This window comes from Pseudomonas sp. EA_65y_Pfl1_P113 (genome assembly GCF_963970525.1).
GTDB lineage: Bacteria > Pseudomonadota > Gammaproteobacteria > Pseudomonadales > Pseudomonadaceae > Aquipseudomonas > Aquipseudomonas tritici.
In genome coordinates this window covers 41536-62272 of the sequence record NZ_CAXAQM010000016.1, presented here as the reverse complement: position 1 = coordinate 62272, position 20737 = coordinate 41536, and the positions used below count along the sequence as shown (strand labels likewise).

General features: G+C 60.4%; 20 protein-coding genes. 9 read left to right on the top strand and 11 right to left on the bottom strand.

Annotated features, from left to right (window positions below):
* Nucleotides 1-88: 88 nt before the first annotated feature.
* On the bottom strand, nt 89-811 hold the full coding sequence (locus AACY52_RS16285) for a response regulator transcription factor (RefSeq protein WP_049710807.1): 723 nt from the start codon (nt 809-811) through the stop codon (nt 89-91).
* A gap of 346 nt (nt 812-1157) precedes the next feature.
* Here AACY52_RS16285 and AACY52_RS16280 point away from each other — a divergent pair, with 346 nt between their 5' ends.
* Together AACY52_RS16280 and AACY52_RS16275 are read left to right on the top strand one after the other, a co-directional pair.
* Nucleotides 1158-2036: a FecR domain-containing protein gene (locus AACY52_RS16280; protein WP_339427761.1), complete on the top strand. Its 879-nt coding sequence runs from the start codon at nt 1158-1160 to the stop codon at nt 2034-2036.
* Nucleotides 2033-4312, top strand: a complete 2280-nt coding sequence (locus AACY52_RS16275) for a CHASE2 domain-containing protein (protein WP_339436896.1) — start codon at nt 2033-2035, stop codon at nt 4310-4312. The genes AACY52_RS16280 and AACY52_RS16275 overlap by 4 nt, the downstream gene beginning before the upstream one ends.
* Before the next feature lie 182 nt (nt 4313-4494).
* Here AACY52_RS16275 and AACY52_RS16270 read toward each other — a convergent pair whose 3' ends face one another.
* The 4 genes from AACY52_RS16270 to glyQ all read right to left on the bottom strand — a co-directional run bounded on the left by AACY52_RS16270 (nt 4495) and on the right by glyQ (nt 8890).
* Nucleotides 4495-5265: a lysophospholipid acyltransferase family protein gene (locus AACY52_RS16270; protein WP_339560618.1), complete on the bottom strand. Its 771-nt coding sequence runs from the start codon at nt 5263-5265 to the stop codon at nt 4495-4497.
* Between the two features lie 81 nt (nt 5266-5346).
* Nucleotides 5347-5880, bottom strand: a complete 534-nt coding sequence (gene gmhB, locus AACY52_RS16265; RefSeq protein WP_339419284.1) for a D-glycero-beta-D-manno-heptose 1,7-bisphosphate 7-phosphatase — start codon at nt 5878-5880, stop codon at nt 5347-5349.
* 5 nt (nt 5881-5885) lie between these two features.
* Complete coding sequence (gene glyS / locus AACY52_RS16260; RefSeq protein ID WP_339560617.1) at nt 5886-7940, bottom strand: glycine--tRNA ligase subunit beta; 2055 nt, start codon at nt 7938-7940, stop codon at nt 5886-5888.
* Complete coding sequence (glyQ, locus tag AACY52_RS16255) at nt 7937-8890, bottom strand: glycine--tRNA ligase subunit alpha (protein ID WP_003187265.1); 954 nt, start codon at nt 8888-8890, stop codon at nt 7937-7939. Before glyQ ends, glyS begins: the two co-directional genes overlap by 4 nt.
* Nucleotides 8891-8971: 81 nt before the next feature.
* Between glyQ and AACY52_RS16250 the strand changes: the two genes are divergently transcribed.
* Both AACY52_RS16250 and AACY52_RS16245 read left to right on the top strand, forming a co-directional pair.
* Nucleotides 8972-9529: a DNA-3-methyladenine glycosylase I gene (locus AACY52_RS16250; protein WP_339419281.1), complete on the top strand. Its 558-nt coding sequence runs from the start codon at nt 8972-8974 to the stop codon at nt 9527-9529.
* Between the two features lie 40 nt (nt 9530-9569).
* Nucleotides 9570-10457, top strand: coding sequence for a lysophospholipid acyltransferase (locus AACY52_RS16245; protein ID WP_339560616.1), 888 nt, complete (start codon nt 9570-9572; stop codon nt 10455-10457).
* A gap of 71 nt (nt 10458-10528) precedes the next feature.
* Here the strand turns inward: AACY52_RS16245 and AACY52_RS16240 are convergent, their stop codons facing one another.
* The 5 genes from AACY52_RS16240 to def all read right to left on the bottom strand — a co-directional run bounded on the left by AACY52_RS16240 (nt 10529) and on the right by def (nt 15090).
* The gene (locus AACY52_RS16240) at nt 10529-10840 is read right to left on the bottom strand and encodes a hypothetical protein (protein WP_339560615.1); all 312 of its coding nucleotides are present in this window, start codon (nt 10838-10840) and stop codon (nt 10529-10531) included.
* Between the two features lie 18 nt (nt 10841-10858).
* Nucleotides 10859-12232 (bottom strand): Trk system potassium transporter TrkA, encoded by a 1374-nt coding sequence (trkA, locus tag AACY52_RS16235; RefSeq protein WP_339419278.1) that lies wholly within the window; start codon nt 12230-12232, stop codon nt 10859-10861.
* A 21-nt stretch (nt 12233-12253) separates the two neighbouring features.
* Nucleotides 12254-13564, bottom strand: coding sequence for a 16S rRNA (cytosine(967)-C(5))-methyltransferase RsmB (gene rsmB, locus AACY52_RS16230; protein WP_339419277.1), 1311 nt, complete (start codon nt 13562-13564; stop codon nt 12254-12256).
* Entirely contained in the window at nt 13561-14514 is a 954-nt protein-coding gene (fmt, locus tag AACY52_RS16225; RefSeq protein WP_339427735.1) for a methionyl-tRNA formyltransferase, read from the bottom strand. Before fmt ends, rsmB begins: the two co-directional genes overlap by 4 nt.
* Before the next feature lie 69 nt (nt 14515-14583).
* Nucleotides 14584-15090 carry a peptide deformylase gene (gene def / locus AACY52_RS16220; protein WP_339427736.1) on the bottom strand — a complete coding sequence of 169 codons (507 nt, stop codon included), beginning with the start codon at nt 15088-15090 and terminating at the stop codon, nt 14584-14586.
* A gap of 135 nt (nt 15091-15225) precedes the next feature.
* Here def and AACY52_RS16215 point away from each other — a divergent pair, with 135 nt between their 5' ends.
* From AACY52_RS16215 to AACY52_RS16205, 3 genes are all read left to right on the top strand, one after another.
* Nucleotides 15226-16002 carry a peptidoglycan-binding protein gene (locus tag AACY52_RS16215; RefSeq protein ID WP_339456382.1) on the top strand — a complete coding sequence of 259 codons (777 nt, stop codon included), beginning with the start codon at nt 15226-15228 and terminating at the stop codon, nt 16000-16002.
* A gap of 63 nt (nt 16003-16065) precedes the next feature.
* Nucleotides 16066-17160 carry a DNA-processing protein DprA gene (dprA, locus tag AACY52_RS16210; RefSeq protein ID WP_339427738.1) on the top strand — a complete coding sequence of 365 codons (1095 nt, stop codon included), beginning with the start codon at nt 16066-16068 and terminating at the stop codon, nt 17158-17160.
* A 54-nt stretch (nt 17161-17214) separates the two neighbouring features.
* The gene (locus AACY52_RS16205; protein WP_012721468.1) at nt 17215-17772 is read left to right on the top strand and encodes an L-threonylcarbamoyladenylate synthase; all 558 of its coding nucleotides are present in this window, start codon (nt 17215-17217) and stop codon (nt 17770-17772) included.
* Nucleotides 17773-17839: 67 nt separating this feature from the next.
* On the opposite strand, the gene AACY52_RS16200 is transcribed toward AACY52_RS16205, so the two are convergent.
* Nucleotides 17840-18817: a quinone oxidoreductase gene (locus tag AACY52_RS16200; protein ID WP_339438445.1), complete on the bottom strand. Its 978-nt coding sequence runs from the start codon at nt 18815-18817 to the stop codon at nt 17840-17842.
* Nucleotides 18818-18976: 159 nt separating this feature from the next.
* Here AACY52_RS16200 and hemF point away from each other — a divergent pair, with 159 nt between their 5' ends.
* A complete protein-coding gene (gene hemF, locus AACY52_RS16195) occupies nt 18977-19909 on the top strand; it encodes an oxygen-dependent coproporphyrinogen oxidase (RefSeq protein WP_339427740.1) in 933 nt (310 codons plus the stop codon).
* Nucleotides 19909-20733 carry a shikimate dehydrogenase gene (aroE, locus tag AACY52_RS16190; protein WP_339560614.1) on the top strand — a complete coding sequence of 275 codons (825 nt, stop codon included), beginning with the start codon at nt 19909-19911 and terminating at the stop codon, nt 20731-20733. The genes hemF and aroE overlap by 1 nt, the downstream gene beginning before the upstream one ends.
* Nucleotides 20734-20737: the final 4 nt, after the last annotated feature.

Here is a 20737-nt window from a genome sequence, read left to right as displayed (position 1 = left end):
ACAAAAAAGGCCAACCCTAAGCGTTGGCCTTTTTTATTAAGTGCAGATTGGTGACTTTCCAAATGCTCCACGTGGAACACCATCATTTTCAGTCTTGAGATGCCGCTGCCACACTCTCCAACCGATACCCATACCCGTAGATCGTCAGCAACTGCCAACCTCGATCTGCGGTCAACCCCAGCTTGTTGCGCAGCCGATAGATATGGGTATCGAGCGGCCGCGACGAGACCATTTCTTCATGGGTCCAGAACCGCTCGTAGAGATACTCTCGGGACAGTGGCCGCGCCAGGTTGGCAAACAAGCAGCTAGCCAGACGATACTCACGTTCGGTGAGGTTGATCGGTTTACCCGCGCGCGTCACGGTCAGTTCAGCATCGTCAAAGGTCAGGTCATTAAAGCTCTGTACTTCGTGAGTTGCTGACTTCTGCAGGCCGTGGCGACGTAGAACCGCGGTGACCCGTGCTTTCAACTCATTGGGACGAAAGGGTTTGCTGACGTAATCATCGGCGCCACTGTTCAGTGCGGTTACGATATCGCTCTCGGCATCACGGCTGGTGAGCATGATTACCGCTGGTGGCGACTCCATGTGTTCACGGGTCCAACGCAGCAGCGCGATACCGGTGATGTCCGGCAGTTGCCAGTCGAGTATCAACAGGTCGAAGGTTTCCCGACGCAGTTGGCGTAACAGGTCTTCACCGCGTTCGAAGCAATGCAGGGTCCAGGGCTGTTCGGCGGTACTGGGGATCTGTCGCAGTGTCTGTTCCACCCGTCGCAATTCCGCGGGCTCGTCATCCAGTATTGCGACACGCATGGGTGGGTCCTTTCTTCTTGAAGAGTACAGCAGCCGTTGGCCAGTTTATTTACAGGCACATACAGCGCAGATGCCGGTCTTTGAATCTGAATAATTGTGCTCAGATTCGTCGACCCCTTGGATCTCTCGGTACGCTGACATCAATGAGCGATTAACCCATTGAACGTCTTCAATCCGATGGGGAAAGATACCGGCTCCCGACCGTAAGGAAAAGGATCAGCCGACGCATGCGCTGTCGTAAACTTGCGTGTGCTGATGTCAGATGCCCTCTGGAATCCCAAGCGTGATGAGCACCATGATTCTTTCCCCCAACTGCTTGCGCCTCGCCCTCCCCTCATTGTTGATCATGGCGGTCGGTTCTGTGGATGCTGCCGCCAAGATTCGCTCGCCTTACATTGATGACAACCAACTGTGCCGCGCCCAGCCGTTGCCTGCAGTCGTGCTGCACCTCACCGGGGGCGCCTGGAAGCTCGATTCCAAGGGCAACGCGAGCCCTTTGCTTGAAGGCATGACCATTGATGAACAGGAAGGCGTAAAGACGTCGGCGACGGCGTTTGTCAGCCTGTTGCTCGGCGATGGTTCCCGGGTGGTGTTGCCCGCCAGCTCTCAAGTGCGATTGCATCTGGATGAAAAGCTGTCGATTCCCCAGGTCGTGCTTGAACAGGGCCAAGCCGAGGCCTATGTGATCAAGCGCGCCAGTGACCACGACCGCTTTCAGATCGTGACGCCGGTGGGTGTACTGGGCGTGCGAGGTACGCACTTTCGGGTGCGCAATGATGCGGAGCAATCGGTGCTTGAGGTGTTGGAAGGCCAGGTAGCAGTCAAGCGCGAGATGAAAACCAAGACAGTGGAAAACGAGGTAAAAGTGGGCGCCCGGCAAGGTCTGCTTTTCAAGACACAGGGTGAACTGAAACCCATGGAACTGCTCGCCGCACCGAAGCTTGTTGGGCAGGACGGTCAGAAAGGCGAGGCTCCCGTCTGGAGTTTGTACCTTCGGCCTTTGCCCGGTGCCCAGCGATACCGTGCCCAGGTCGCCACCGATAAAGCCTTTATGAACATCAAGCAGGAAAATTTTTCCAGCGTGCCGAAAATGAGCTTCACTGGGCTTAAAGCGTCGTTTTATCACGTGCGCCTGTCGGCATACGATGAAAACGGCCTGGAGGGAGAAACCGGGGTCTATGACATCTTTTACTACCCGCCCACCCCTCAGGCACATAACCAATGATGCTCTGGCACAAGACCGAGAAACGTCAACCTACCCATGCTCAACGCCTGTTCCATGGCTTGGTGCGTGAGTGGTTATGGATTGGTTTGCTGCTGCTGCCCTTCACCGCTTACCTGTCATTGAGCCCAGGCCTGGCTCTGAATAACCCGTTGTACGACAGCCTGCGCCGTCTCACTCCCCTGCCGGTCGACCCGCGTATCCTGCTGGTGACCATCAATGATCCCAGCCTGAAAAAGCTTGGCCAATGGCCCTGGCCGCGAAGCCTGCACGCGGATCTGATCGACCGCCTGAGTGCCGCCCAGCCCATGGGTATTCTGTTCGATGTGATCTTCAGTGAACCCGGCGATCCCACACAGGACAAGCGCCTGGCCGAGTCGGTCTGCAACGCCGGCAATGTCTTGTTGCCGCTGGTGCGAGAGGGTACGGCGAGCTACAGCCAACCCGGCGCGCAGATGCTGCCGTTGCTCAAATGTGCCAAGGGCTTGGGCCATATCAATGTGGAGGCGGACAGTGATGGCGTAGTCCGCAGGTTGTATATGCGTGAAGGCCCACCCGATGCCACGGCGCCGCAACTGGCCTGGCTGGCCTACGAGATGAGCGGCGAGTTATCAGAGATGCCGGGTGAACCTCTGCGCTCGACCACCCAACACTGGCATCGTGAACATGCAATCCGTATCCCGTTTATCGCGTCACATGCGCGTTTTCCCCGTGTGTCCTATGTCAGTGTCCTGCGCGGTGAAGTACCTCCTGAGCAGTTGCGCAATCGCCTGATCCTTGTCGGCTCGACGGCTTCCGGGATGGGCGATCGGTTCGTCACGCCACTCTCCTCCACGGTCGGCAACACGGCGGGCGTGGAGATCCAGGCCAACGTGCTGAATGGCTTGCTGCAAGGCCGCAGCATCGTTGATCTGCCGTGCTGGCTCGCGGCGCTGATGGCGACCGCCCTGGTGGCATTGCTGCTAGGCCTGCTGCTCTACCGACCGCGCTATGCGCTCTGGATGACCCTGGGCTGCATGGCCACCTCACTGCTGGGTTCCTGGGCATTGTTGCGCCTCGGCCATTGGTGGTCGCCCGCTGCCTGTTTGATCGGCTTGTTGCTCAGCTACCTCATCTGGAACTGGCGTCGTCTCAGCGTGATCATCGCCTACTTCGGCTGGGAATTCACACGCCTTGATAACGAACCCAAAGTATTGCCCGAACGCCGCCGTGCGCCCGCCAGCAAAGGCGACGTATTACAGGCGCGTATCTTTGCCCTGGAACAAGCCGTAAGCCGCACTCGCGACACACGACGCTTCATGTCCGATGGTCTGGAGTGTTTGCCGGTAGCGACGCTGATTACCGATCCCAAGGGCAATATCCTGCTGGCCAACCGCATCGCCCGGGAAGTGTTCGGTAATGTTCTGGTCAATGAAAACCTGTTGGAGCAACTGGCAGATCTCGGCTACCCGCCGCTGCACAATGGCGTCCGCCCTGCCCTCCCAATGCTGGAGCTCGTCGAGTTCCGGGATATCCACCAGCGCAGCCTGCGCATGGAGCTTGCGCCGTTGCTACCGGCCGAGGGCGATGTTGCACTTGGATGGCTGCTTAGCCTGACGGACTTGAGTAAAGAACGCGAAGCCCAGCAACACCGCGAGACCATGTTGCGGTTCCTCTCCCACGACCTGCGCGCACCGCATTCGGCAATCCTCGCGCTGCTGGATGTGCATAACGGCGAGTCACCGGTTTTCGCTCAGATCGAACAACAAGTTCGTCGCGCCTTGAGCCTCACCGAATCCTTCGTGCAACTGGCGAAAGCCGAAGCTGACGGTTACCAGTTCCAGCCAACGTTGTTCGCCATGTTGGTAATGGATGCCTTTGATCAAGTCGCAGTGATCGCCCAACTGAAGGGGATCCATCTGGTTCACGACCTGGATGAAGCCGATGAGGGTATGGTCTCGGCTGACCAGTCACTGCTTACTCGTGCGTTGTTCAACGTGCTTGAGAACGCCATCAAGTACTCGTCCTCCGGTACGACCGTGAGGTTGAGGCACAGCAGTGAGCAAGGCTGGTTGGAATGTCGCATCAGTGACCAAGGTCCAGGGATTGCCGAACAGGACTTGCCGGAACTGTTCAGCCAATACCGTCGCTTCGATTCAGCCCAGGGCAGCGAGGGATTAGGATTGGGACTGACCATGGTCAAAGCCGTGGTGGAGCGCCACGGTGGGCGCATCCGTTGCGAAAGCGTGGTGGGTAAAGGCAGCACTTTCAGCCTGCAACTGCCGCTGCTGGAAGACTGAAAAATTCGACTTTACCGCTGTGCATAAAAAACCGGTCACAAGGACCGGTTTTTTTATGCTGAAAAAACTTATGCACGTTTTTGGTGATTTTATGAGCTCTGGAAATATCTAATAAAATCAGATTCTTATAAGACAAAAATGGCAATTCACCAACAATCCGTGCACAGCTTATCCACAGATACTCAGGTCACGGGTGTTTCGACCACAATCGGCTCCGGCGGCAGCGAACCCATCGCCCGTTGCTGCGCTTGATTCCATGCCTGGGCACGGTCATTCAACGCGGCAATTGCACGTGGTCCTTCACCTTCGGCGTACATCGGTTCGCCAATGACCACCGTGATAGTCCCCGCGCGTTTGGCCCAGCCAGTCTTAGGCCAAAACTTGCCAGCGTTATGGGCAATCGGCAGCACTGGCAGGTTGGCGTTGACCGCCAAAGCCGTACCTCCGCGTGAGAACTTGCCTACGGTGCCGAAGGGCACACGTGTACCTTCGGGGAAGATCAGTACCCAAACGCCATCCTTGAGCAGCTCGTCGCCCTTCTTGGCCACATGCTTGAGCGCTGCCTTGGGGTTGTCACGGTCAATTGCGATCGGACGCAACATGGCCATCGCCCAGCCGAAGAACGGCACGTACAGCAGCTCACGCTTGAGCACCTGGCTCAACGGCGAGAAGTACGCCGAAAGAAAGAACGTCTCCCAGGTGCTCTGGTGGTTCGACAGAATCACGCAGGGCTGATCCGGGACATTTTCCGCGCCTTTTATCTCGAAGCGAATGCCCAGGAACACCTTGGTCAACCACAACGCGCAACGGCACCAATAGACATTGATAAAGCGATAACGCGCTTTGAATGGCAGGAACGGTGCAATAAAAAAGCTCAGGGTGCACCAGAGAAACGAACTGGTGCCCAGCAGCAGGTAAAAGAAAAAGGTTCTGATGGCCTGCAAAATCGACATGGCGGCATTTACCGTTGCGGGACAACGCCCGCCTGTTAAAAGCGCTCTCCCGAACATCCTTGGTCAGGAAGTCGAGGGCGGCTAGTTGTTGATAAGTTCTGCGGCCACGGCCGCCAGATCGTCAAAAATCAAAGTGCCTACCGGCAGGTTTTTCGCCTGGGTCTTTTCGCCTTTTCCGGTCTTAACCAAAACTGGCTGAGAGTCGACGGCTTTGGCCGCCTCCAGGTCACCGAGGCTGTCCCCGACGAACCATATCCCAGCCAAGGGCACCTTGTAATGTTCTGCAATGATTTTCAACATGCCGGGCTTGGGTTTGCGGCAATCGCAGCCCTCATCCGGCCCGTGGGGGCAATACACCACCAACCCCACCTCGCCACCCTGCTCGGCCACCATGGTGCGCAGGCGCGCGTGCATGGCGTCCAGGGTTGCGATGTCGTAGTAGCCACGGGCGATGCCGGACTGGTTGGTGGCGATGGCCACCGTCCAGCCGGCTTTGCTCAACTGCGCGATGGCCTCGATCGAGCCGGGCAGTGGAACCCATTCCTCCACCGACTTGATGTAAGCGTCGGAGTCGTAATTGATCACCCCGTCCCGATCGAGAATCAGAAGTTTCAACAGGGTCAGCTCAGCGTCGAAATGTCAGCGATGTTGACGAACAATCCACGCAGACGCGCGAGCATGGCGTAGCGGTTTTTCCGCACGCCTGCATCTTCGGCATTGATCATCACCGCTTCAAAGAACGCATCCACCGGCTCGCGCAAGGTCGCCAGGCGCGCCAGTGCTTCGGCATAGTTACGCTCAGCGATCAGCGGTTTCACTGCGTTTTCAGCCTTGGCGATGGCCGAGTTCAGCGAGAACTCCTTGGCATCGGCGAACAGGCCAGGGTCGACGTCAGCGTTGCCCAGGCCTTCGGCCTTGCTCAGCAGGTTCGACACACGCTTGTTCACGGCGGCCAATGCGTCGGCTTCCGGCAGTTTGCGGAAGGCCTGCACGGCTTGTACGCGCTGGTCAAAGTCCAACGCCGACCCCGGTTGCAGGGCACGCACCGACAGGTACACGGACACGTCCACGCCTTCATCTTCATAGCGCGCGCGCAGGCGGTCGAACACGAATTCCAGCACTTGCTCGGCGAGGCCCGCTTGCTTGACCTTGGCACCGAACTGGCCGACCGCAAACGACACGGCCTGGGTCAGGTCGAGGTCCAGCTTCTTGTCGATCAGGATGCGCAACACGCCCAGGGCCGCACGGCGCAAGGCATACGGGTCTTTGCTGCCGGTGGGCAGCATGCCGATACCGAAGATGCCAACGAGCGTGTCGAGCTTATCAGCGATGGCCACGGCTGCACCGGTCAGGGTGCTTGGCAATTCAGCGCCAGCACCGCGCGGCATGTACTGCTCGTTCAGCGCCAAGGCAACGTCATCCGGCTCGCCGTCGTTGAGAGCGTAGTAGTAGCCGGCAACACCTTGCATCTCCGGGAACTCGCCGACCATCTCGGTGGCCAGGTCGCACTTGGACAGCATGCCCGCACGCGCAGCCCAGGTAGCATCGCCGCCAATGCGTGGCGCAATATAAGCGGCAAGCTTGGAAACCCGCACGGCCTTATCGTAGACACTGCCGAGTTTTTCCTGGAACACCACGTTTTGCAGGCGCAGGTTGAAGTCTTCGAGCTTCTGCTTTTTGTCTTGCTTGAAGAAGAACTCGGCGTCGGTCAGGCGCGGGCGAACGACTTTCTCGTTACCGGCGATGATCTGCTGCGGGTCTTTGCTCTCGATGTTGGCCACGGTAATAAAGCGCGGCAGCAACTTACCCTCCACGTCCAGCAGGCAGAAATACTTCTGGTTGTCCTGCATGGTAGTGATCAGCGCTTCTTGCGGCACATCGAGGAAACGTTCTTCGAACGAGCACACCAGCGGCACCGGCCATTCGAGCAACGCGGTCACTTCGTCGAGCAGGCTTGGCGGCACGATGGCGGTACCTTCCTGCAGGCGTGCCAGCTCCTCGGTGCGCTTGCTGATCAATTCGCGACGCTCATTGGCGTCGGCCAGCACGTAGGCAGCACGCAGGTCTGTCACGTAGTTGGCCGGCGAAGTGATGCGCACGGCTTGCGGGTGGTGGAAGCGATGACCACGCGAATCACGGCCTGCTTTTTGGGCGAGGATCGTGCAGTCGATGACCTGGTCACCGAGCAGCATTACCAGCCACTGGGTCGGACGTACGAACTCTTCTTTGCGCGCACCCCAGCGCATGCGCTTCGGGATCGGCAAATCGTTCAGCGAGTCCTCAACGATGGTCGGCAACAAGCTGGCGGTCGGTTTGCCAGTGATGACCTGGCTGAACCGCAGTTTCGGGCCGCTCTGGTCGATCTCGCTCAGCTCGACGCCACACTTCTTGGCGAAGCCAAGGGCGGCTTGAGTCGGGTTGCCTTCGGCGTCGAACGCAGCCTGGCGTGGCGGGCCGTCAATGTTGATGCTGCGGTCCGGCTGCTGGGTTTCCAGTGCGGTCAGCAGTACCGCCAGGCGACGTGGCGCGGCGTAGACCTTCTTCGCTTCGAACTTCAAGCCAGCGCTTTGCAGGCCTTTTTCGATACCGGCCAGGAACGCGTCGGCCAGTGTGTTGAGGGCCTTGGGTGGCAGCTCTTCGGTGCCCAGTTCAACCAGGAAATCTTGAGCACTCATTGTGCAGCCTCCAGCTTAGCCAACACTTCATCACGCAGGTCCGGGGTTGCCATCGGGAAGCCGAGCTTGGCGCGAGCCAGCAGGTAGGCTTGGGCGACGGAACGCGCCAGCGTGCGCACACGCAGGATGTATTGCTGACGTGCGGTCACCGAGATAGCACGGCGCGCATCCAGCAGGTTGAAGGTATGGGACGCCTTCAACACCATTTCATAGCTTGGCAACGGCAGCGGCTGGTCGAGCTCGATCAGGCGCTTGGCTTCGCTTTCATAGAAGTCGAACAGTTCGAACAGCTTGTCGACGTTGGCGTGTTCGAAGTTGTAGGTGGACTGCTCCACTTCGTTCTGGTGGAACACATCGCCGTAGGTGACCTTGCCGAACGGACCGTCAGCCCACACCAGGTCGTAGACCGAGTCCACGCCCTGCAGGTACATGGCCAGGCGCTCGAGGCCGTAGGTGATCTCGCCGGTCACCGGGTAGCACTCGATGCCACCCGCTTGCTGGAAGTAAGTGAACTGCGTCACTTCCATGCCATTGAGCCAGACTTCCCAACCCAGGCCCCAGGCGCCCAGGGTTGGCGACTCCCAGTTGTCTTCGACGAAACGGATGTCGTGCACCAGTGGGTCCAGGCCGACGTGTTTGAGCGAGCCCAGGTACAGTTCCTGGAAGTTGTCCGGGTTCGGCTTCAATACCACCTGGAACTGGTAGTAGTGCTGCAGACGGTTCGGGTTTTCGCCGTAGCGGCCGTCAGTCGGGCGACGACTGGGCTGCACATAAGCGGCGTTCCAGGTTTCCGGGCCGATGGCCCGCAGGAATGTAGCGGTGTGGAAAGTGCCGGCGCCTACTTCCATATCGTAGGGCTGAAGTACCACACAACCTTGCTCGGCCCAGTATTGCTGGAGGGCGAGGATCAAGTCTTGGAAGGTACGCACGGCTGGCGTAGGCTGGCTCACGAAATTCACCTGTTACTTGGGCTGCGATTTAAAGAGCGGGAGTATACCCGATTCGGCCGCGCCACCATCCCCTGGAGCCTTATGCCACGCTGCTTTTGGTGTTCTGAAGATCCGCTGTACATGGCTTATCACGATCAGGAGTGGGGAACGCCGCTGCGCGATGCGCAGGGTTTGTTCGAGTTGCTTTTGCTCGAAGGGTTCCAGGCGGGCCTGTCCTGGATCACCGTTTTACGCAAACGCGAGCATTATCGAAAGGTCTTGTTCGGGTTTGATGCGCAACGGTTGGCGCAGTTGAGCGATGGCGAGATCGAAGTACTGATGCAGGATCCTGGCATCGTGCGCAATCGCCTGAAACTCAATGCCACCCGCCGCAATGCCGCCGCCTGGCTGGCGCTGGAAGATCCGGTCGGCTTGCTCTGGTCCTTCGTCGGTGGCAAACCCAAGGTCAATCATTTCAAGGACCGCAGCGAAGTCCCGGCGATCACGCCCGAGGCCGAAGCCATGAGCAAAGCCCTGAAAAAAGCCGGCTTCACCTTTGTCGGCCCGACCATTTGCTACGCGTTCATGCAGGCCTGCGGCATGGTCATGGACCACACCCAAGACTGCGACCGTTACGCGGACTTGGCCAACGCCGGTTAGAATGCCGGCTTTGCGCACCACACACGAACAGGAGTGACCTGTGGAAAAGTTTAAAGGCGCCTTGCTGGTAGGCGCTCTCCGGTTGTTTGCCCTGCTGCCTTGGCGCGCTGTGCAGGCCGTCGGCACGGCCATTGGCTGGGTCATGTGGAAAACCCCCAACCGCTCCCGCGAGACGGTGCGGATCAACCTCTCCAAGTGCTTCCCCGACATGGACCCCGCCGAGCGCGAAGCGTTAGTCGGCCGCAGCCTGATGGACATCGGCAAGTCCCTGACCGAAAGCGCCTGCGCCTGGATCTGGCCAGCCCAACGCTCAATCGACCTGGTGCGCGAAGTCGAAGGCTTGGACGTGCTGCACGAAGCCCTGGCTTCGGGCAAAGGCGTGGTCGGCATCACCAGCCACTTGGGCAACTGGGAAGTGCTGAACCATTTCTATTGCAACCAGTGCAAACCCATCATTTTTTACCGTCCGCCCAAGCTCAAGGCAGTGGATGAGTTGCTGCGCAAGCAGCGGGTGCAACTGGGTAATCGAGTGGCGGCGTCGACCAAGGAAGGCATCCTCAGTGTGATCAAGGAAGTGCGTAAGGGCGGCCAGGTGGGTATCCCCGCCGACCCGGAGCCGTCGGAATCTGCGGGGATCTTCGTACCGTTCTTCGCCACCCAGGCGCTGACCAGCAAGTTTGTGCCAAATATGTTGGCGGGCCACAAAGCGGTCGGCGTGTTCCTGCATGCGCTGCGGCTGCCCGACGGTTCGGGTTACAAAGTGATCCTGGAAGCGGCGCCGGAAGATATGTACAGCACCGACACCGCCACGTCCTGCGCGGCGATGAGCAAGGTGGTGGAGCGGTATGTCGGTGCTTACCCGAGCCAATACATGTGGAGCATGAAGCGCTTCAAGAAACGCCCGCCGGGTGAGGCGCGGTGGTACTGAGCCACCCCTGACTCAAGACCCATGAAGATCTTCTGTGGGAGCAGGCAAGCCAGCTCCCACAGAAGATCGGCTCAAGGTTGGCGGTCGAGTTTCTTCAGGAACACCGTCATCTCTTTTTCGGCCTGTTTATCACCATGGGCCTGTGCCGCTTCAATGCCCCTCTCCCATGCCAGCCGCGCCGCCGAACGATCTTCCAACCCCAACTGCGCCTTGCCCAGAAGCTTCCACGCCGCTGAATACTTCGGATCAAACCCGACGCACTTCTGCAGATGCTCCGCCGCCTTGGCGTTTTCCTTCACGTCCAGATAACCCTTGCCCAAACCAAACCGAAGCAGCGAGTTATCCACACCTTTGGCGAGCATTTTTTCCAGGGATTCGAGCATGTCGGTCACTCCGCTTGATCAGAAGAAGCTCAACCCCACGTGGAACAGTTTCTCCACATCGCGGATATGTTTCTTGTCCACCAGGAACAGGATCACATGGTCCCCGGTTTCGATCACCGTGTCGTCGTGGGCAATGATCACCTCTTCGTCACGAATAATCGCGCCGATGGTCGTTCCCGGCGGCAAGCCGATATCGCGAATGGCCTTGCCGATCACCTTGCTCGACTTCGAGTCACCGTGGGCAATTGCCTCGATGGCTTCGGCCGCGCCACGGCGCAGGGAGTGCACGCTGACGATGTCGCCCCGGCGCACGTGGGCCAGCAAGGTGCCGATGGTTGCCAACTGAGGGCTGATGGCGATGTCGATATCGCCGCCCTGGATCAGGTCGACATAGGCCGGGTTGTTGATGATGGTCATCACCTTCTTCGCGCCCAGCCGTTTGGCCAGCAAGGAGGACATGATGTTGGCTTCGTCATCGTTGGTCAGGGCCAGGAAGATATCGGCGTCGGCGATGTTTTCTTCCATCAGCAGGTCGCGGTCCGAGGCGCTGCCTTGCAGTACGACGGTGCTGTCTAGGGTGTCGGACAAATGCCGGCAGCGTGTCGGGCTCATCTCGATGATCTTCACCTGATAGCGGCTTTCGATGGCCTCGGCCAATCGCTCGCCGATCTGCCCGCCGCCCGCGATGACGATGCGCTTGTAGGTCTCGTCGAGGCGGCGCATTTCGCTCATGACGGCACGAATATTCGCCTTGGCGGCGATGAAGAATACTTCGTCGTCGGCCTCGATCACCGTATCGCCCTGGGGCAGGATTGGCCGGTCACGCCGGAAAATCGCCGCGACGCGGGTTTCCACGTTGGGCATGTGCTCACGCAACTGGCGCAGTTGCTGGCCGACCAGTGGGCCGCCGTAATAGGCCTTCACCGCGACCAGTTGCGCCTTGCCGCCGGCAAAGTCGATCACCTGCAAGGCGCCCGGAATTTCGATCAGGCGCTTGATGTAGTGGGTGACCACCTGTTCCGGGCTGATCAATACGTCCACCGGAATCGCGTCGTTGTCGAACAAACCGGCGCGGGTCAGGTAGGCCGCTTCGCGCACACGGGCGATTTTGGTCGGGGTGTGGAACAGGGTGTGGGCGACCTGGCAGGCGACCATGTTGGTTTCGTCGCTGTTGGTCACGGCCACCAGCATATCCGCGTCATCGGCACCCGCCTGGCGCAGCACCGTCGGGAACGACGCGCGGCCTTGTACGGTGCGGATGTCGAGGCGGTCGCCGAGGTTGCGCAGGCGCTCGGCATCAGTGTCGACCACGGTGATGTCGTTGGCTTCGCTGGCCAAATGTTCAGCCAGCGTGCCGCCGACCTGCCCTGCTCCAAGGATGATGATTTTCATCCGGTCACTCCCTTAAACCATTTAGCCGCGCGCGGCGGCAATCTTGATCAGTTTGGCGTAGTAGAAGCCATCGTGTCCGCCTTCTTGCGCCAGCAGTTGGCGACCGTGGGGCTGCTTGATGCCGGCGGTTGTGGCGAGGTCCAGCTCCCGGGCGCCGCTGGTGCGGGCAAGGAAGGCTTCGATCACCTCGGTGTTTTCAGTCGGCAAGGTGGAACACGTGGCGTAGAGCAGGATGCCGCCGACTTCCAGGGTCGGCCACAGCGCGTCGAGCAGCTCGCCTTGTAGCACGGCCAGGGCGGCAATGTCGTCGGGTTGGCGGGTGAGCTTGATGTCTGGGTGGCGGCGGATCACACCGGTGGCGGAGCACGGCGCATCAAGCAGGATGCGCTGGAACGGTTTGCCGTCCCACCAGGTGGCAGTGTCACGGCCGTCGGCGGCGATCAGCTCGGCGCTGAGGCCCAGGCGTGCAAGGTTTTCCCGCACGCGCACCAGGCGCTTGGCTTCGAGGTCGACAGCGACGACACCGGCGAGGTCGTTTTCGACTTCCAGAATGTGACAGGTCTTACCGCCAGGTGCGCAGCAGGCGTCTAGCACGCGTTGGCCGGGCGCCAGGTCGAGCAGGTCGCCAGCCAGTTGCGCGGCTTCATCCTGCACGCTGATCCAGCCTTCGGCAAAGCCCGGCAGGCTGCGCACATCAGCGGCCGCTTCGAGCACGATACCGTCGATGCTGTACACGCACGGCGTGGCATTGATGCTGGCGTCGATGAGCAATTGCAGGTAGGCGTCGCGGCTGTGATGACGGCGATTGACCCGCAGGATCATCGGCGGGTGCGCATTGTTGGCTGCGCAAATGGCTTCCCATTGCTCAGGCCAGCACGCTTTCAACGATTTTTGCAGCCAGCGTGGGTGAGCGGTGCGCACTACCGGATCATGTTCCAGTTCGGCCAGCAGCGCTTCACTCTCGCGCTGGGCGCGGCGCAGCACGGCATTGAGCAAGGCCTTGGCCCAAGGTTTTTTCAGCTTGTCGGCGCAACCGACCGTTTCACCGATGGCGGCGTGAGCGGGCACGCGGGTGTAGAGCAGCTGATAGAGGCCTACCAGCAGCAGCGCTTCGACGTCAGCATCCGCAGCCTTGAACGGCTTTTGCAACAACGTGGCCGCCAACGCCGACAAGCGTGGCTGCCAGCGGGCGGTGCCAAAGGCCAGGTCCTGGGTGAAGCCGCGATCACGGTCTTCAACCTTATCCATCTGCGTGGGCAACGAACTGTTCAGCGATGCCTTGCCATTGAGCACGGCGGCAAGGGCCTTGGCGGCGGCCAGTCGCGGGTTCATTGGGCGACCATCCCGAGAACGGTGCCCAGGGCAAACTTCTCACGACGGCTGTTGAACACATCGCTGAAATTCAGCGCCTTACCACCGGGCAATTGCAGACGGGTCAGGCACAGCGCCTGTTCGCCGCAAGCGACCAACAGGCCGTCCTTGCTGGCGCCGATGATTTCACCCGGAGCGCCTGTGCCCTCGGCCAGGGTCGCGGCCAGTACTTTCAAGGCGTCGCCGTTGAGGGTGCTGTGACAGATCGGCCACGGGTTGAAGGCGCGTACCAGGCGTTCCAGTTCCACGGCCGGGCGGCTCCAGTCGATGCGCGCTTCGTCTTTGTTCAGCTTGTGGGCGTAGGTGGCCAGGCTGTCATCCTGCACGTCGCCTTCCAGGATGCCGGCAGCCAGGCCGGCGATGGCCTGGATTACGGCGGGCGGGCCCAGCTCGGCAAGGCGGTCGTGCAGGCTGCCGCCAGTGTCTTGGGCGGTGATCGGGGTGGTGACTTTGAGCAGCATCGGGCCGGTGTCCAGACCCGCCTCCATGCGCATCACGGTCACGCCGCTTTCGCTGTCACCCGCCTCCACTGCGCGTTGGATCGGTGCCGCGCCGCGCCAGCGCGGCAACAACGACGCATGGCTGTTGATGCAACCCAGGCGTGGAATATCCAGCACCACTTGCGGCAGGATCAAGCCGTAGGCCACCACCACCAGCAGGTCCGGCTTCAGGGCAGCCAGCTCGGCCTGAGCCTCGGCGTTACGCAGGGTTGGCGGCTGCAGCACGGGAAGGTTGTGTTCCAGCGCCAGTTGCTTGACCGGGCTCGGCATCAGTTTTTGTCCACGACCGGCCGGGCGATCCGGCTGGGTGTACACCGCGACGATGTCATAAGGGCTGGCAAGCAGTGCCTTCAGGTGTTCGGCCGCGAATTCAGGCGTGCCGGCAAAAACAATGCGCAGTGGCTCGGTCATGGGTGGTCTCGGTTAAAAGCAGTCACAAAAGAAAAAGGCTTGCCGCAGCAAGCCTTTGGAAGGAGGGCATCAAGCTTGCTGGCGATGCTTTTTTTCCAGCTTCTTCTTGATTCGGTCGCGCTTGAGCGTCGACAGGTAATCGACAAACAGCTTGCCATTGAGGTGGTCGCACTCGTGCTGGATGCACACCGCCAGCAGGCCTTCGGCGATCAGCTCGAACGGCTTGCCGTCGCGGCCCAGGGCCTTGATCTTCACGCGCATCGGGCGCTCGACGTTCTCATAGAACTCCGGCACTGACAGGCAGCCTTCCTGGTATTCGCCCATCTCTTCAGTCAGCGGTTCGAACTCGGGGTTGATGTACACCCGCGGCTCGCTGCGGTCTTCCGACAGGTCCATGACCACGACACGCAAATGCACGTTGACCTGGGTCGCGGCGAGGCCGATGCCCGGGGCTTCATACATTGTTTCAAACATGTCATCGACCAACTGACGAACCTTGTCGTCCACTACGGCCACCGGCTTGGCGACAGTGCGCAGGCGCGAGTCGGGGAATTCGAGGATGTTCAAAATAGCCATAAGCGTAATTGCTGCACATGTGAGGTAGAGGCAAATCGGCGTTGGGATGGACCCAGACCGCCGGTGTGAAACACCCAAAAGCCACGAAGGCTCTGGCATTTCACGCGAACGCACATAATAAAGGAGATTCACCCCATGAGGAAATCGCTACTCGTCTTGCTATTGTGGGCCCCGTTCGCCATGGCCCTGCTGCCGCCGCCCGTGCAGCGGCTGGATCAGCCGACGCAACAGGCTATCCAGCGCTTTTTACTGCATAACCGCCTTCTTGATTCGCCTCGAGACCTGGACAACGCGCCGTACATCGTTGCCGCCGATGCTGGCCGAGTGCTGGGTGCCAATGGCGAGCGGGTATATGCCAGGGGCGACTTGGAGCCTTCCCAGCCGAATTACGGAATATTCCGACGAGGCAAGGTTTACACCGACCCGGTGACTAAAGAGCTGTTGGGCGTCAACGCCAATGATATTGGCACTGCGCGATTTGTCGTGGCGGGCGACCTTACTACCCTGACCGTACAGCGAGTCACGCAGGAGGTGCGCCCCGGAGACCGCTTGCTGCGTGCACAACCTCCTATCGTCCCGACAACCCTTGCGACCGCGCCCACCGCGCCCTTTGTCGAAGGGCACATCATCGATATCCCCAAGGGTGTTACGCACATCGGCGTGCTCGACGCCGTAACCCTCAACAAAGGGCGTCGCGATGGTCTGGTCGAAGGCCAACTGCTCAGCGTGATCAAGACCGGCGCCACCGTCCGCGATGGCCTTAGTGGCGCGTCGACGCAACTTCCTGATGAACGCGCCGGCACCCTGCTGGTGTTTCGCACCTACGAAAAGCTCAGTTACGCCCTGGTGCTCAGTGCCTCACGGCCGCTGGCGGTCATGGACCGTTTCGAGACTGCCCATCAAACACAATAAATAGCCTGCTAAATAAGTTACCAACAGAGTTATCCACAGCTTGTTCCGGTCAAGGACGATCAAATGCACCCGATACACAACCAAGAAATCTCCCCGTCAGAACTGGAAGCCCGACTACGCTTGCACAGGCTGCCGGAACTGGGTCCGAAGCGTTTTCGCTTACTGATCGAAGCGTTCGGCTCTGCGTCAAAGGCCATCAGCGCGCCTGCCAGTGCCTGGCGTTCGCTGGGGTTGCCAGCCATTAGCGCCGATGCCCGGCGCAGTCATGAAATCCGCGACGGCGCCAGTGCGGCATTGGCCTGGCTGGCGTGCCCGGCCCAGCATTTGCTGATGTGGGACCAACCGGAGTACCCCGCTCTGCTCGCCGAGATTGATGATGCGCCGCCGCTTTTATTCGTCGCCGGTGACCCTGCAATCCTGGAAAGACCGCAACTGGCGATGGTCGGAAGTCGTCGCGCGTCTCGTCCTGGCATGGACACCGCCGCTGCGTTTTCGCGCAGTCTGGCGAGCGCTGGTTTTGTCATCACCAGTGGCCTTGCATTAGGCATCGACGGCGCAGCCCATCAAGCGGCATTGGAGGTGGGCGGTCAGACAATCGGCGTCCTCGGCACCGGGCTCGAAAATTTTTATCCACAACGTCACAGACGGCTCGCGGAGGCGATGATTGACCAGGGCAGCGCCGTAGTTTCCGAGTTTCCACTGGACGCCCCGCCCCAGGCCAGCAACTTCCCCAGGCGTAACCGGATCATCAGTGGTTTGTCCCTGGGCGTACTGGTGGTGGAAGCCGGCATGGCCAGTGGTTCGCTGATCACCGCGAAGTTGGCGGCCGAGCAGGGGCGTGAGGTGTATGCGATCCCGGGCTCCATCCATCATCCCGGCGCGAAGGGCTGTCATCAGTTGATCCGCGACGGCGCGGTGCTGGTGGAGACCATCGAGCACATCCTTGAAGGTTTGCGTGGCTGGCAAGCGCTGTCGCGCCCGGCGCCGATGCCTGTCGTCCATCCGCTGGTGGCGCTGTTGCACGCAGCACCCCAGACCAGTGAGGCCCTGGTGATTGCCAGCGGGCGCCCTTTGTCCCAGGTGCTGGCGACGCTGACCGAGTTGGAGCTGGAAGGCCAGGTTATCTGTGAAAATGGGCGCTGGCTTGCGCGCTGCTAGGTTTTGTAAAGAAGATCGGTAAACTGCGCAGAGCTTTAGTCTGGAGAGTAAACAATGGTCAACCGGTGGCGTGTGCTGGAAACCGCACGAGAAATTCGCGCAGGCGCGGTGATTGCCTATCCAACAGAAGCGGTTTGGGGCCTTGGCTGCGACCCGTGGAATGAAGAAGCAGTGGACCGTTTGCTCGCCATCAAGAACCGCTCGGTGGACAAGGGCCTGATCCTGGTGGCGGACAATATCCGCCAGTTCGACTTTCTGTTCGAAGACTTCCCGCAGGATTGGATCGATCGCATGGCCAGCACCTGGCCTGGCCCGAACACCTGGCTGGTGCCTCATCAGGGGTTGCTGCCGGAATGGGTGACAGGTGTGCACGACACCGTCGCGGTGCGGGTCACTGACCATCCGCTGGTGCGGGATTTGTGCTCGTTGGTAGGGCCTTTGATTTCCACCTCGGCCAACCCCCAGGGGCGCCCGGCTGCGCGCACGCGGATCCGCGTTGAGCAATACTTCCGTGGGCAGGTGGATCTGGTGTTGGGTGGTGCGCTGGGTGGGCGCAAGAACCCAAGCTTGATTCGGGATTTGGTGACGGGTGAGGTGGTGCGGCCTTCCTGAGACCGCCTCATGGCCATCGCGGGCTTGCCCGCGATGAGGCCCTTACAGACTCCAGATATCCATTGCTTTACGGCAGGAGAATGGTCGACCCAGTCGTCCGTCGCCCCGACAACTCGGTCTGCGCCTTTGCCGCATCCGCCAGCGAATACCGCTGGTTGATATCAATACGCACCTTGCCACTGTTGATCATCGAGAACAGGTCATCAGCCATCGCCTGCAAGTTCTGCGGGTTGTTGGCATAGGTCGCCAAGGTTGGCCGGGTGACGTACAGCGAGCCCTTGGCCGACAGAATCCCCAGGTTCACCCCATCCACCGCGCCTGACGCATTGCCGAAGCTCACCACCAGCCCACGCGGCGCCACGCTGTCCAGCGACGTCAGCCAGGTGTCCTTGCCGACGCCGTCGTACACCACCGGGACTTTTTTGCCGTCGGTCAATTTCAACACGCGCTCTGCGACGTTTTCCTTGCTGTAGTCGATGGTTTCCCAGGCGCCGAGGGATTTGGCCAGTGCGGCCTTTTCCGGCGAGCTCACGGTACCGATCAACTTCACGCCCAGGGCCTTGGCCCATTGGCAGGCCAGCGAACCCACGCCACCGGCAGCGGCGTGGAACAGGATGGTTTCACCGGCTTTCACTTCATAGGTCTGGCGCAGCAGGTACTGCACGGTCAGGCCCTTGAGCATGGCGCCGGCCGCTTGTTCGAAGCTGATCTCGTCCGGCAGGTGCACCAGGTTGGCGGCGGGCAGCACGTGCAGATGGCTGTAGGCACCCAACGGACCACTGCCGTAGGCCACACGGTCGCCGACCTTGAATTGGGTGACTTCGCTGCCGATCGCGTCGACCACGCCGGCGCCCTCTGCGCCCAACCCTGAAGGCAATGCTGGCGGCGCGTACAGACCACTGCGAAAATAGGTGTCGATGAAGTTCAGGCCGATCGCCTCGTTACGCACGCGAACCTGCTGCGGGCCAGGCTCCGCAGGCGTGTAGTCGACATACTCAAGCACTTCGGGACCGCCATGGGCGCTGAACTGGATACGTTTTGCCATCTGCCTTCTCCTTGGTTCGAACTCGCGTAGCCGCCTATCGAACTCCTAAGCTTGATCTTCGTCAACTGCGGCGCAATGGGGTGGGGTGTTATCCTGTGCGCCCATTTGCCGCCGACGCCCAATGGCTTCGCGTAGCTTTGCCCGATTCAAGGTGATGCCATGACTACCCGCACCGAGGCCGTAAAGGCCTACCTGCTTGATCTGCAAGACCGCATTTGCAGCGCCCTGGAAACCTTCGAGACGGACACTCGCTTTATCGAAGACGCCTGGACCCGGCCTGCCGGCGGCGGCGGTCGCACCCGTGTGATTGCAAACGGTTCGGTGATCGAAAAAGGCGGCGTTAACTTCTCCCACGTATTTGGCAGCGGTCTCCCACCGTCCGCCAGTGCGCATCGCCCAGAGTTGGCCGGTCGCGGCTTTGAGGCCTTGGGCGTATCGCTGGTGATCCACCCGCATAATCCCCACGTACCGACTTCCCACGCCAACGTGCGCTTTTTCATCGCCGAAAAAGAAGGCGAAGAGCCGGTGTGGTGGTTTGGCGGCGGTTTCGACCTCACGCCCTACTACGGCAACGAAGAAGACTGCATCCACTGGCACCGCGTGGCCGAGCAGGCCTGCGCGCCGTTCGGCCCGGACGTGTATTCGCGCTACAAGGCTTGGTGCGACAGTTATTTCCATATCAAGCACCGCAATGAACCGCGTGGCATTGGCGGCCTGTTCTTCGATGACGTGAACGAGTGGGACTTCGACACCTGCTTCGCCTTTATCCGCGCCATCGGCGACGCTTATATCGACGCCTACCTGCCGATCGTGCAGCGCCGAAAGGCCATCGCCTACACCGAGCAACAGCGCGAATTCCAGGAATTCCGTCGCGGCCGCTATGTTGAATTCAACCTGGTCTACGACCGTGGCACCCTGTTTGGCCTGCAATCGGGCGGGCGCACTGAGTCGATCCTGATGTCGCTGCCACCGCAAGTGCGCTGGAGCTATGACTGGAAGGCCGAGGCTGGCAGCGAAGAAGCGCGCCTTACCGATTATTTCCTGCAAGACCGCGACTGGCTGGGCCTTGCTGCGCCCAAGGCGGCGGTCTGATGGACCGTTATGTGGTGTTCGGCAACCCCATCGGCCACAGCAAGTCGCCGCTGATCCACCGCATGTTCGCAGAGCAGACGGGCGAGCACTTGGACTACAGCACCTTGCTTGCGCCGCTGGAGGATTTCGCCGGCTGCGCCCGTGAGTTTTTCCTACAAGGCCGTGGCGCCAATGTGACTGTGCCGTTCAAGGAAGACGCCTACCGCCTGGCCAACACCCTCACCGAGCGCGCCCAACGCGCAGGCGCGGTGAACACCTTGAGTAAACTCGCCGACGGCACCTTGCTCGGCGACAACACCGACGGCGCCGGCCTGGTGCGCGACCTCAAGGTAAACGCCGGGTTGACGCTGCAAGGCAAACGCATCCTGCTGCTGGGCGCCGGTGGGGCGGTGCGCGGTGCGCTGGAACCGTTACTGGCCGAACAGCCGGCTTCGCTGATCATCGCCAACCGCACGGTGGAAAAGGCTGAGTTGCTCGCCGAGTTGTTTGACGATCTGGGCCCCGTATCTGCCAGTGGGTTCGACTGGCTGCGTGAGCCGGTAGACGTGATCATCAACGCTACGTCGGCCAGCCTGTCAGGCGATGTACCGCCGATTGCTGGCAGCCTGATCGAGCCGGGTAAGACCTTTTGCTACGACATGATGTATGCCAAGGAACCTACCCCGTTCTGCCGCTGGGCGACTGAACAAGGCGCAGCCTTGGCAATGGATGGGTTGGGCATGTTGGTGGAGCAAGCGGCGGAAGCGTTCTACCTGTGGCGCGGTGTGCGCCCGGCGTCGGCGCCGGTGTTGGCTGAATTGCGCAGACAGTTAGTCAGTCAGTAAGCAA